We start from the raw sequence: 11,939 nt of genomic DNA on the forward strand, positions 1-11,939 counted from the left end.
CGTGTACGACCAGCTCCCGCTGGAAGGGATGCCGCGGCGGCTCTACTCGTGCACGCCGTCGCGGTTGAACGCGTGGCTCGACTGCCGCCGCCGCTACCGGTTCTCCTACCTCGACCGGCCGCAGCCCTCCAAGGGCCCCGCGTGGGCGCACAACAGCGTCGGCGCGAGCGTCCACAACGCGCTGGCGGGGTGGTGGCGCGAGCCGTACGAGCGCAGGACCCCGCTCACGGCCGCCGTCCTGCTCACCAACGGGTGGATCACCGAGGGGTTCAGGGACTCCGAGCAGTCGGGGCGCTGGCTCGGCCGCGCCCGCGACCTCGTCTCCGGGTACGTCGCCACGCTCGACCCCTCCGACGACCCCGTCGGCGTCGAGCGCACCGTGGCCACCCGTACGAAGGTCATCGCGGTCTCCGGCCGCATCGACCGGCTCGACAGGCGCGGCGACGAGCTGGTCGTCGTCGACTACAAGACCGGGCGCCGCCCGCTCACCCAGGACGACGCCCGCGGCTCCCTCGCGCTGGCGGTCTACGCCGTCGCCGCCTCCGCGATGATGCGCACGCCCTGCCGTACCGTCGAGCTCCACCACCTGCCCACCGGCGAGATCGTCGAGTGGCGGCACACCGAGGAGTCACTCGGGCGACACCTGCGCAGGGCCGAGGAGGTCGCCGTCGAGGCCGCCGCGGCCGACGAGCGCTACAGGGAGCTGATGTCAGGCGGCAGGGCCACGCCCGGCAGGCGCGCTCCCGCCCGCAGGCCGCCGTCCGGCCCCTCGGCCCCCGCCTCCGGGGCCGCCGCCTCCGGAGGCTCCTCCTCGCAGGGGTGGCCGAGCGCGGCGGACGTACGGCGGGCCAGGGACTCCCAGGCGGGCACCGACCGGCCGCACGTCGCGCCCGCCGAGGTTCCGCCCGAGCTCGACGAGCTGTTCCCGCCGAACCCGGGCCCGCTCTGCTCCTGGTGCGACTTCCGCCGCCACTGCTCCGAGGGCCGCACCGCCGCCCCCGACCGCCAGCCCTGGGACGGCCTGGCCGAGTAGCCGGGGGAGCCCGCGCACGTCCGGGGAGCCAGCCAGGGGCCGGTCAGGCGGGCGGGCGGCGTCGGGGGTCGGTCAGGCCCTTGAGGCCCCTGGCGAGGTCGTAGCCGGCCGCGGCCAGCCGGTCGCGCGACGCCTGGAGCATGAGCCGGGTCGCCGGCATGAACGCGCGCTCGTGCACCGGCTCGGGCAGCGCGTTCATGCCCGCCCTGAACGCCCGCAGCGCCGCCGTCACCGCGCCCTGCGGCACCTCGGGCAGGATGCCGTACATGCGTCTCGCCCACTCCGGCAACGTGTAGTAGCACAGCGCCCCGAACGGGACGTACGCCGGTTTGGCGGGCGTCAGCAGCCTGAGGTGGCGCGGCAGCCTCGGCCACAGCAGGAACCGCACCGCCGCCACCGCCTCCGGCGTCACCTTCAGCCGGGGGCGCATGTGCTTGAGGTAGGCGTCCATCTCGGCGCACGAGCCGGGCACGTCCTCGGCGTGCAGGCCGACGTGGGCGGCGCTCGCGCGCTGCTCGCGCAGGTAGCGGTCGGCCTCGCCTTCGCTCAGGCGCAGCCCGCCCCTCCTCGCGACCTCCAGGTACGACGACACCTCCGCGCAGTGCACCCACAGCAGCAGCTCGGGGTCGTCCACGCGGTGCGTCGCCCCCGTCTCGGGGTCGGTGATGCGCAGCCGCCGGTGGATGGCGCGTACCCGCCTGCCGATCTCGTCGGCCTCCTGCGGGCTGCCGAACGTCACCCGGCCCACGAAGTCGGCCGTGCGGCGCAGCCGCCCGAACGGGTCCTCCTGGAAGGAGGAGTTCTGCCAGACGCCGCGCATCGCCAGCGGGTGCAGCGCCTGGAGCATGAGGCCGCGCACGCCCCCCACCCACATGGACCGGTCGAGGTGGACCTGCCAGGTGGCGCTGTGCGGGGGCTGGACGACGATCTCCGCCAAACTCTCCATGGTCCTCAAAGGATCACACGGCGGTGGATCTGGTGTCCAAATAGTGCTTCTCTGCCGCGTTCCAGAACCTGACCAGCGCCGCCGCGGTCGTCTCCGGCGCCTCGACGGCGGGGGAGTGGACGGCGCCCGGCACGACCACCGACTCCGCGCCCAGCCTGGCCGCCATCTCCGACTGCGTCTCCGGCGACCAGCCGTCGTCGTTCTCCCCGAACAGCACGAGCGTCGGGACGTCGATCTGGCGCAGCTCGTCCGTACGGTCACGCATGCCGAGGACCTCCTCGGTCATGCACCTCAGAGCGGTGGGGGAGTTGGCCAGCAGGCGCTTGCGCAGGAACGCCACGATCTCCTCGGACACCCCCGCCGCGAGCGCCTCGGGCTCCAGGGTGTGGTGCCAGACGTGCTCCAGCCCCAGTTCGGCCACCTCGCGCATGGTCTCGCGGGCGCTTCGGGCGCGCCTGCCCTCGATGGCGGAGGGGCCCGAGCTCATCAGCGTGAACGACGCGAACCTGGTGCGCCCGTCGATGACCGCCTCGCGCGCGACCAGCCCGCCGAAGGAGTGCCCGACCAGGTGGATGGGCTCGCCGCCGCCGATGACCTGGGCGAGCGCGTCGATGTCGGCGCCGAGCGAGGGGCAGGTGTACGCGGCGGGGTCGTCGGGGCCCTGCGTCTCGTACTGGCCGCGCAGATCGACCGCGATCACCTGGCGGCCCGACTGCGCGAGCGTCATCAGGACCGCGATGAAGTCTTCCTTGCTGCCCGTGAGCCCCGGGACCAGGAGCGCGGGCCAGCGCTCCACGACCCCGCTGACCGGCAGCGCCTGCAGGGCCGCGAACGTGCCCTGCGGCGTTTCGATCCTGTGCGGGGCAACACCTGGAGGCAGGTTGAGGAATCGCGGCGTACTCACGTGGGGCAACAATACCCAGCGCCCGGCGCCTCGACACCGGCGAAGACGCGACGCTGGTGCGACTTCTGGGGAGTTGTCGAGGTTTGCGCCATCTGGAGGTTCTACCCCGCCACCTCGTACGACGACGCCTGCCGGGTGCTCCGGACGCGCGGAGTGTGACGGAAGGCGCTGCGGGAACGCGGAAGGCGCGCACCCGGTGCGGGTGCGCGCCTTCACGAGCCTTCACGAGCCTTCACGCGGCCTCGTCGGCTTCCACCGGCTTCCACCGGTTTCGGCTGGGACGGTGTCAGCGGCGGCGGTTGCCTCCTCCGCGCGGCTGGCGGCGCTGCTGCTTGCGCTCCGACGCCGCCGACGGCGCGATGTCGTCGTCGTCCGACGCCAGGTCGGGCGACTGGAAGATCACCGCGAACGGGCTGGGCGGGACGATCCGCTCCGGCTCCCTGCGCGCCGGAGGCGGCGGCGTGGACAGGAAGCTCGGCTGCGGAGCCGCTTCGACGGCCGGCTCGACGACCGGCGCGGGAGCCTGCGCGGCCGGGGCGGCCACGCGGGTCTCAGTGGCCGCAGGCTGGGCCGCGGCCACCCGGGTCTCAGCGGTCGCAGGCTGGGCCGCGGCCGGCTGGGCTTCGGTGGGCTGGGCCGCAACGGGCTGGGCCGCAACGGGCTGGGCGGCGGTGCGGCGTGAGCGGGTGCGCCTGGCGGGCGCGGCCTCCTCCTGCGCGTCCGCCGGGTCGGCCTGGCGGCCGTCCTGCTGCTCCTGCTGCTCCGGCGTGCCGGCCAGTGCCTCCTCGATGGCCTTGGAGGCGGCGCCCCTGCGGGTGCGCGTGCGCTTCGGCGCGGCGGCCTCGATCTCGTCCTGCGGGACGAGCGCCGGGGTCTTCTCCGTCTCGGACTTCACGAGCTCGACCTCCTGCGTCTCGACGGATGCGGCCGCCTCGTCCATGAGCCTGCCGCCACGGGTGCGCCGCCGCTGACGCGGCGTGCGCGCGGGACGCTCCTCGCGCTCCTCACGCTCGTCGCGGCGCCGCCCGCGGCTGCGGGTCCTGCCGGTCTCGCCGAGGTCCTCGATGCGCTCCGCCGACAGCCCGGCCCGCGAACGGTTCGCGTGCGGCAGGACGCCCTTGGTGCCCTCGGGGATGCCGAGTTCCGAGTAGACGTGCGGCGACGTGGAGTACGTCTCCTCGGGTTCGACGAAGTCGAGCCCGAGCATCTGGTTGATCATCTTCCAGCGGGTCAGCTCCTCCCACTCGACGAAGGTGACCGAGGTGCCCGTGCGCCCGGCCCGGCCGGTGCGGCCGATGCGGTGCACGTAGGTCTTGTCGTCGGTGGGGCAGTCGTAGTTGACCACGTGGGTGACGTCGTCGATGTCGATGCCGCGGGCCGCCACGTCGGTGGCGACCAGGACGTCGATCTTCCCGTTGCGGAACGCGCGCAGCGCCTGCTCGCGCTGGCCCTGGCCGAGGTCGCCGTGGACGGCCGCGACCGCGAACCCGCGCGTGTCGAGCTGCTCGGACACCATGTCGCAGGCCCGCTTGGTCTCGCAGAAGACCATCGTGAGCCCGCGACCATCGGCCTGGAGCAGCCGCGCGAGGATCTCGATCTTGTCCATCCTGTGGGTGCGCCAGACGATCTGGCGCACCTGCGGGGTGGCCTCGCCCTCGCCGCTGTCGTGCTCGGCGCGCACGTGCGTGGGACGGTTGAGGTACTTGCGGGACAGCCCGACGATCTCACCCGGCATCGTGGCCGAGAACAGCATCGTCTGCCGCTCCGCGGGGATCAGCTTGAAGATGCGCTCGATGTCGGGCAGGAAGCCCAGGTCGAGCATGCGGTCGGCCTCGTCGAGGACGAGCGTCGTGACCTGGCTCAGGTCGAGGTGCTTCTGCTTGACCAGGTCGAGCAGCCGGCCCGGGGTGCCGACGATGACGTCGACGCCCGCCTTCAGCGCCTCGACCTGCGGCTCGTACGCCCGGCCGCCGTAGACGGTCAGCACGCGGGAGCCGAGCTTGCCCGCGGCTGTGACGAGGTCTTCGCTGACCTGCACGGCCAGCTCGCGGGTCGGCACGACGACCAGCCCGCGGGGCTTCTTACGGTTCTTGCGCGGCTTGCCGATGCCCTGCAGCATCGCGATGCCGAACGCGTAGGTCTTCCCCGTGCCCGTACGGGCCTGCCCGATGAGGTCCTGTCCGCTCAGGGCGAGCGGGAGTGCCATCTCCTGGATGGGGAACGGTGTGACGATACCCTCGGTCTCGAGGGCATCAGCGATCTCTGGTGTGACTCCGAGGTCTCGGAAAGTCGTCAGCGTGGCCTGCCTCAGTCTCAAATGAAGGCGGGCCTGCCGGGACCGGCGGGCGGTGAACAGCCCCATGCCGTGGGTCCTCGCGGTAGAGCCAGCCCTCTCGCGTCATCGCGACCGCGCACCCGGGGAGCGGGGGTTATCGGGGCAATTCCCCGAATTAACACAGTGCGGTCGCACTTTCACAGAGCAGTGTACTCGATACCACAACGCTGGCCGAGCTTACGTATGTTCCCGAAGATTCGCCGAAGTACGCTGCCTGCATGAAGGACTCACCAGGTGTCGTCGATCTGCTCGGCGTACTGGCCTACGCCGAGCTCAGCGCATTCGCCCGGATGGCCGAGGACGCCGCCACGCTGGCGCCGTCGCTCGGCGACCGCGCCGCGCTGAGCGAACTGGCCGCGGCCGAGTACTCCCACTTCCGCCTCCTGCGCGACCGGCTGGCCGAGCTGGGGGCCGACCCGGAGCAGGCGATGGCGCCGTTCGCGGCCGCGCTCGACGCCTGGCACGCCAGGACGAAGCCGTCCGACTGGCTGCAGGCGCTCGTCAAGGCGTACGTGGGCGACGCCATCGCGCTCGACTTCTACCGGGAGGCGGCCAGGCACCTCGACCCCGAGATCGCCAAGCTCGTGGACGAGGTGCTGGTGGACGAGGGCCGGTCGGAGTTCGCCGTGGCGCGGGTCAGAGCGCTGGTCGAGGCCGAGCCCCCGGCAGGTGGCCGGGTGGCGCTGTGGGCGCGGCGGCTCGTCGGCGAGGCGCTGAGCCAGGCGCAGCAGGTGGCGGCGGCACGGCCCGAACTGGCCAGACTGCTGGTGGAACGGGCGGGCGGCGAGCAGGCCGACATCTCCCGCCTCTTCGCGACGCTGACGGAGGCGCACAACAAGCGCATGGCCGCCATGGGGCTGTGACCCCGGAGGTAACAGTTTTCCTCCCTTGACGGACACGCCCGGCGGGCGGCGCGGGGTGCGAAACGGTTGTACCGTGCCTGGCATGAGGGCCTCGCGCCGCTACGGCAGTTCCTTGACCAGATGTGGGCCGAACCGCTGGACGCAGCGGGCTGTGCTGCGGAGGGGGAGCGCGGGATGCCCGGCCACCGTGCCGGGCCGCGCCCACGCCGCCCTCCGCTCCCGCCACCCCCGCGGCTGCCGCATCCCGACCTCCCAGCCACACCCCGGCCCCTGAACGCCCGACGGCTCACCCCGCCGCCACCCGGCCCAAGCCGGCCGCCTGAGGCCGCCGTCACCAGCGTCCGCCCATGCCCAAGGACCTGACGTCCCGGCCCCATCGCCTACGGTCGTCGCAGCCGCCCGAGGGACCGGCCGCTGCCACCTGTGAGGCGGCGTCAACGGCGGGCCGGCACGGCTGAGCCAACGGGGCATCCGGCGGTGGGTCCGGGGGCATGGGGAACCGCGCGGAGGGCTTCCGCGTGGTGGGCTTCCGCGTGGTGGGCCTCCGCGTGGTGGGCCTCCGCGTGGTGGGCCTCCGCGTGGTGGGCCTCCGCGTGGTGGGCCTCCGCGCGGTCGACCTCTGTGTGGTCGGCCTCCGTGTGGTCGGCCTCCGGCCGGTGGGCTGCCGAGCCGGTGGGCTCGGGGCGGGGGATCGTGCGGTGGGTTCCGGTCCGTGGGGCCGTCGGGCCCGTGGGCTCGGTGCTGCGGGGCGTCGTGCGGTGGGTTCGGGGCTACGGGCCGCCGAGCGCTCGGCTCCGGGTCGTCAGGGGCCGTGGGGCATCCCCGGGTGAGGTTGCGGGGCGACGGTCGCCCTGGGGCCGGTTCCGGTCGGGTGGTTGGCGGGCCGGGCGGTTCCGGCTGTCGGGGCCCTGGGTTAGGTGCGGTGGGCCTACCGCCGGCGGTGGGCGGGTGTGTGGGGTGTGGCGTGCTCCCGCAGGGGTGACCGTGCTCCCGGAGGGGTACGGCGTGGGCCGTACCCCTGCTCGGGAGTGGTCAGAGGGTGCCGCCGAATCCGACGGGCCTGGACTCGTCCTCGCCGATCTCGACGAAACCGAGCGCGGACACCGGCACGACGACGCGCCTGCCCTTCACGTCGGTGAGCGCGAAGACACCGCCGCGATCCATCGACAGCGCCCTTCTGAGCTCCTCCTCCACCTGCTCGGCGTTGAGGTCGGTCTCGACCACGAGTTCGCGGTGTACGGACTGTACGCCGATCTTGACTTCCATCCTGGCTCCCTCGTTCGACGGGGCTGGCTCCATCCATGGTCGCGGCTCGCCCCGGCGGACACGACGAATGATCGCGCCGAGCGAACGCGTTATGCCGTACGCGGAAAACCGCTGATGCCGCGCCAGGCGAGGCGCGCCATGAGCTGCTCGGCCGCGTCCTTGGGGATGGAGCCGTGCGTGGTGACCCAGTAGCGGGCGCTGACCTCGGCCATGCCGACCAGACCGACGCCGAGCAGGTGCGCCTCGTCGCTGGTGCAGCCGGTGTCCTCCTGGATGACGGCGCTGACCATCTCGGCGCACTCCTGCAGGGACCGCTCCACGCGCTGGCGCACCGGGGCGACGTTGCGCAGGTCGGACTCGAAGACCAGCCGGAACGCCTCGCCCTGCGTGGAGACGAAGTCGAAGAACGCGCTGAACGTGGCCTGCACGCGCAGCTTGTTCTCGTGCGTGGAGGCGAGCGCCTCCCTGCAGCGGTTGACCATGTCGTCGACGTGCAGGTCGAGCAGGGCCAGGTAGAGCTCCAGCTTGCCGGGGAAGTGCTGGTAGAGCACCGGCTTGCTCACCCCGGCGCGGTCGGCGATCTCGTCCATGGCGGCCGCGTGGTAGCCGTTCTCCACGAACACTTCCTGCGCGGCGCTCAGGAGCTGCCTGCGGCGGGCGAGTCGGGGCAGCCGGGTGCCCCGGGGCTTGGCGTCCGGGGTTGCGGTCACGCGGGTCTCCATGGGTCTCTCAGCGGGCTGTTCGGACATCCTACGGGCGGGTAGGCGGCTTCTCAGCGGTAGTCGTCGTCGTCGAGCTCCACGACTCTGTCCTGGTCGGCGGCGTCGGCGGGGTCGACGTCGAAGGTGAGCTCGCGGCGCAGCCTGCCGGTGCCCTGCGCGATCTCGCGCTGCTGCTCGGCGGCGTCGGCCTCCGGCGCCTCGATGGGCAGCTCCTCGGACTCCTCGCCGTAGGAGTCGTGGTCCTCGCGAATGTCCATCTCCGACATGGTGTGGGTCCCCCCTCTTGGTACGGACGGAACAAGCCTACGCCCGGCGGAAAAGGTCGCCGTGCTTCTCCACTCTGTCGAGTGCGTCCTGTGCCGTGAAGACGAGTTCCTGCGGCCGTTCGCAGTGCTCCACCTCTTCCCACAGCAGCGGCGTCGATACGGTGGGCTGCTCCCTGGCGCGCAGCGAGTACGGCGCGACCGTGGTCTTGGCGGGGTTGTTCTGGCTCCAGTCGATGAACACCTTGCCGGGCCTGGCCGCCTTCGCCATCACGCTGACGATCTCGCGCGGGTGCCGCTTCTCGAGGAGCTGGGCCAGCCGCTTGGCGTACGCGGAGGGCTCCTCGCGGCAGTCCCAGCCGGCGTACAGCTGCAGGCCCTTGCTGCCGCTGGTCTTGGGGAGCGCCGTCAGCCCTTCCTCGTCCAGCAGCTCGCGCAGGACGAGCGCGACGCGGCAGCACTCGACGATCGTCGCGGGAGCGCCGGGGTCGAGGTCGAACACGAGCGTGTCGGGCGGCAGCGCCCGGCCGTCGTCGCCGACCCGCCACTGCGGGACGTGCAGCTCCAGCGCCGCCAGGTTCGCGTAGAAGACGAGCGTGGGCAGGTCGTCGACGACGGCGAAGTCGATGCTCTCGCGGTTCTTGGTGCTGCCGGGGGCGGGGAGGTTGACCGTCCTGATCCAGCCGGGGGTGTGCTCGGGGGCGTTCTTCTCGAAGAAGAACGGGCCGGTGACGCCGTTGGGGTAGCGCTTGACGGTCAGGGGCCTGCCCCGCAGGTGCGGCAGCAGGACGGGGGCGACGCGGGTGTAGTAGTCGATCACCTCGGCCTTGGTGAAGCCGACCTCCGGGTAGAGCACCTTGTCCAGGTTGGTCAGGATGAGATCTCGCCCGTCCACCCTGACCGGCACCTTCTTCATCGCCGCACCTCCGCCGGGATCCTGTCCGGACGCAGCCCGCGCCACACCGGGTGCCGCAGTCTCCGCTCGTCGGTCCACATCGTGTAGGTCACCTCTCCGACCGGTTCCGGCCTGACCCAGCGGTTGCGCCAGGGCACCGGTCCCGCGAACGGTCTGCACGGCGTCTCCAACGGCAGCGGCGGCCGGTGGAGCAGGTCCAGGCCCTCGTCGGTGAAGACCCCCATGGCCAGCGAGCCGATTCCTCCCGACCGGCGCCCCTTGCCGGGCTTCCAGCCGCCGATCACCACTTCCCTCGTTCTGAGGTTCTTCACCTTGATCCACCAGGGGGATCGGGTATCGGCGCGGTAAGGGGAGTCGAGCCGTTCGGCCACCACGCCCTCCAGGCCCTGCTCGGCCGTGGCCGCAGGTCGGACTCGCCGGGGAAGAAGGGCGGCGCGCCGATGTCCAGCTCGTCCAGCAGGGCTCGCCTGTCGAGGTACGGCAGGTCGAACAGCGGCACGCCGTCGAGCGGGTCCGCCCCATGGCGGCCCGTCACGCGGACACCGCCGTCCTCCACGGACACGACGGCCCGGATGCCGTCCCACTTCACCTCAAGGCCATACAGCGCGCGATCGACCGGCAGCTCCCCCGAGACCGCCGGCATGGGTTCGACCGGGTATGGCATTGGTTGCCCCATGACGGGTATGTGCCCTTACGGTGAGCCCGCTACTTCCGAGGAGTGCCCATGCGCAGCATCTGGAAAGGTGCGATCTCCTTCGGGCTGGTCACGATCCCCGTCAAGCTCTACTCCGCCACCGAGCAGAAGGACGTCGCCTTCCACCAGGTGCACCGCGAGGACGGAGGCAGGATCCGCTACAAGCGCGTCTGCACCGTGGACGGCGAGGAGGTCGCGTACGCCGACATCGCCAAGGGCTACGAGCTGCCCACCGGCGAGATGGTGGTGCTCACCGACGAGGACTTCGAGGACCTGCCGCTCACCACCTCGCGCAGGATCGACGTGCTGCAGTTCACCCCGGCCGAGCAGATCGACCCGATCTACTTCGCCAAGACGTACTACCTGGAGCCCGACGCGCAGGGCTCCAAGCCGTACGTGCTGCTGCGTGACGCGCTGGAGAGCTCAGGGCAGGTCGCGGTGGTCAAGGTGGCGCTGCGCCAGCGTGAGTCGCTGGCGACCCTGCGCGTGCGCGACGGCATCTTCGTGCTGGAGACGATGCTGTGGCCGGACGAGATCCGCGCGCCCGACTTCCCCTTCCTGGAGGAGGACATCGAGGTACGGCCGCAGGAGCTGAAGATGGCCGAGTCGCTGATCAGCACGATGGAGGCCGACTTCGACCCGACCGAGTACCACGACGCGTACCGGGAGGCGCTCCAGCAGGTGATCGAGGCGAAGGTGGCGGGTAAGGAGGTCGTCGCGGCGCGCGAGGAAGAGGAGGCGGGTCCCGCCGTGGACCTCATGGCCGCGCTGCGCGCCAGCGTCGAGGCCGCCAAGCGCGAGCGCGCGGGCGCCTCCGCCGAGCCCAAGCCCCGCAAGGCGGCCGGCAAGACGGGAGGCAGGGCGGCCGGCAGGGCGCAGAAGGAGAAGGAGAAGGAAGAGGAGAAGGCCCCCGCCAAGCAGCGCAAGACCCGCAAGTCCGCCTGAACCCCACCCCCGCCCCCCAGCCCAACCCCCAGCATGTTCGCCGGGCCGCTGAACCCCACGCCGCGCTCGCCGCGCCCCGCCGCGTTGGCTGCGGGGCTGGGACATGGGTGCGCCGCACGCCGGGTGGGCGTGCGGCGCGTGGTCGGCCGGGGTTCGGCCGGTGGCCGTCAGAACTCGATGGTGTCCGTCGGGGCGAGGCGCTTCAGCGCGCGGGTGCGCGTGTAGCCGAGCTTGTGCTCGTTGACGGCGACGACCTTGGTCCAGCCGCGGTCCTGCTCCTCCGGCGCGCAGGCGCCGACCGTGCGCTGGTACTGCGGCAGGCGTCCCACCTCGGGCGAGCCGGCCTCGGGGCGCTCCAGCACCGGGACGGCGTTGTTGGCCCGGTAGGCGCAGGCGGCGTTCGGGTCGACGGGGTGGTTCTTCTTGGCGTGAGCGGCGCCATACGTGAAGCCGCCCGGGCCGTGCCAGCCCATGGGGCCGCCCATCGGGCCGCCCATCCAGCGCTTGCCGCCGCCGCGCATCCACTTGCCGGGCCCGCGCATGCCGTGGCCCCCTCCCTGGCCCATGCCGGGCCAGCCCATGCCAGGCCCGCCCATCCCGGGCCACCGCATGCCGGAGCCGCCCATGCCGGGCCACCGCATGCCGGATCCGCCCATGCCGGGCCACCGCATGCCGGATCCGCCCCTCCACTGGTTGCGTCCCCAGCGGTTGCCGAGGCCGGACATCCACTTGCCGCCCTTCATCCCGCGCTTGCCGGGCTTGCCCCAGCCGGGGCCGCCCGAGCCGTTGCCGGGGGACGCGTGCCGCGCGTGCTTGCCGGCCGGCGAGTGGCCGGGGAAGCGGTCCGGGCGGAAGCGGGAGAGGTCGTTGTCGGCGGCCGCCAGGCCGCTCCGCTGCACCCGCCCGGGTTCGGGCGAGGCGAGAGCGGGGGTGGCCGTGAGGGCGCCGGAGACGGCGATCGCCACAAAGATGGCGGAGTAACGGGTCGATGCCATGGAAGTAGCTCCTTGTCCGTGAACTACTCCTTCAATCGCATTTCACAGCGGTACGCC

At 72.4% G+C, this 11,939-nt stretch carries 13 protein-coding genes; 3 read left to right on the forward strand and 10 right to left on the reverse strand.

All coding sequences use genetic code 11. The annotated features are described in order from the left end of the window. The first annotated feature begins 1 nt into the window (after position 1). Complete coding sequence (locus BMX74_RS02845) at positions 2-1,033, forward strand: RecB family exonuclease (protein ID WP_420538111.1); 1,032 nt, start codon at positions 2-4, stop codon at positions 1,031-1,033. 43 nt (positions 1,034-1,076) lie between these two features. Here BMX74_RS02845 and BMX74_RS02850 read toward each other — a convergent pair whose 3' ends face one another. The 3 genes from BMX74_RS02850 to BMX74_RS02860 all read right to left on the reverse strand — a co-directional run bounded on the left by BMX74_RS02850 (position 1,077) and on the right by BMX74_RS02860 (position 5,089). After that, on the reverse strand, positions 1,077-1,979 hold the full coding sequence (locus BMX74_RS02850) for an oxygenase MpaB family protein (RefSeq protein WP_055508464.1): 903 nt from the start codon (positions 1,977-1,979) through the stop codon (positions 1,077-1,079). A gap of 13 nt (positions 1,980-1,992) precedes the next feature. Then, complete coding sequence (locus tag BMX74_RS02855; protein ID WP_055508466.1) at positions 1,993-2,883, reverse strand: alpha/beta fold hydrolase; 891 nt, start codon at positions 2,881-2,883, stop codon at positions 1,993-1,995. A 286-nt stretch (positions 2,884-3,169) separates the two neighbouring features. Beyond that, positions 3,170-5,089 carry a DEAD/DEAH box helicase gene (locus BMX74_RS02860; protein ID WP_256256744.1) on the reverse strand — a complete coding sequence of 640 codons (1,920 nt, stop codon included), beginning with the start codon at positions 5,087-5,089 and terminating at the stop codon, positions 3,170-3,172. A gap of 347 nt (positions 5,090-5,436) precedes the next feature. Between BMX74_RS02860 and BMX74_RS02865 the strand changes: the two genes are divergently transcribed. After that, a complete protein-coding gene (locus tag BMX74_RS02865; protein ID WP_055508468.1) occupies positions 5,437-6,081 on the forward strand; it encodes a ferritin-like fold-containing protein in 645 nt (214 codons plus the stop codon). A gap of 1,032 nt (positions 6,082-7,113) precedes the next feature. On the opposite strand, the gene BMX74_RS02870 is transcribed toward BMX74_RS02865, so the two are convergent. The 6 genes from BMX74_RS02870 to BMX74_RS45335 all read right to left on the reverse strand — a co-directional run bounded on the left by BMX74_RS02870 (position 7,114) and on the right by BMX74_RS45335 (position 9,912). Continuing rightward, positions 7,114-7,347: a DUF3107 domain-containing protein gene (locus tag BMX74_RS02870; RefSeq protein ID WP_055508470.1), complete on the reverse strand. Its 234-nt coding sequence runs from the start codon at positions 7,345-7,347 to the stop codon at positions 7,114-7,116. Positions 7,348-7,436: 89 nt separating this feature from the next. Beyond that, entirely contained in the window at positions 7,437-8,057 is a 621-nt protein-coding gene (locus BMX74_RS02875) for a TetR/AcrR family transcriptional regulator (RefSeq protein WP_176573561.1), read from the reverse strand. A 62-nt stretch (positions 8,058-8,119) separates the two neighbouring features. Beyond that, a complete protein-coding gene (locus tag BMX74_RS02880) occupies positions 8,120-8,326 on the reverse strand; it encodes a hypothetical protein (RefSeq protein WP_055508668.1) in 207 nt (68 codons plus the stop codon). 46 nt (positions 8,327-8,372) lie between these two features. Continuing rightward, complete coding sequence (gene ligD, locus BMX74_RS02885) at positions 8,373-9,248, reverse strand: non-homologous end-joining DNA ligase (RefSeq protein ID WP_055508474.1); 876 nt, start codon at positions 9,246-9,248, stop codon at positions 8,373-8,375. Then, complete coding sequence (locus BMX74_RS45330) at positions 9,245-9,559, reverse strand: ATP dependent DNA ligase (RefSeq protein WP_256256745.1); 315 nt, start codon at positions 9,557-9,559, stop codon at positions 9,245-9,247. Before BMX74_RS45330 ends, ligD begins: the two co-directional genes overlap by 4 nt. Next, positions 9,556-9,912 (reverse strand): DNA ligase-like domain-containing protein, encoded by a 357-nt coding sequence (locus BMX74_RS45335; protein ID WP_256256746.1) that lies wholly within the window; start codon positions 9,910-9,912, stop codon positions 9,556-9,558. The genes BMX74_RS45330 and BMX74_RS45335 overlap by 4 nt, the downstream gene beginning before the upstream one ends. A gap of 60 nt (positions 9,913-9,972) precedes the next feature. Here BMX74_RS45335 and ku point away from each other — a divergent pair, with 60 nt between their 5' ends. After that, positions 9,973-10,887: a non-homologous end joining protein Ku gene (ku, locus tag BMX74_RS02895; protein WP_055508481.1), complete on the forward strand. Its 915-nt coding sequence runs from the start codon at positions 9,973-9,975 to the stop codon at positions 10,885-10,887. 167 nt (positions 10,888-11,054) lie between these two features. On the opposite strand, the gene BMX74_RS02900 is transcribed toward ku, so the two are convergent. Beyond that, positions 11,055-11,882 (reverse strand): hypothetical protein, encoded by an 828-nt coding sequence (locus BMX74_RS02900; protein WP_055508483.1) that lies wholly within the window; start codon positions 11,880-11,882, stop codon positions 11,055-11,057. Positions 11,883-11,939: the final 57 nt, after the last annotated feature.

The sequence above is a fragment of the Nonomuraea pusilla genome, assembly GCF_900109355.1.
In the GTDB taxonomy this organism is placed as follows: domain Bacteria; phylum Actinomycetota; class Actinomycetes; order Streptosporangiales; family Streptosporangiaceae; genus Nonomuraea; species Nonomuraea pusilla.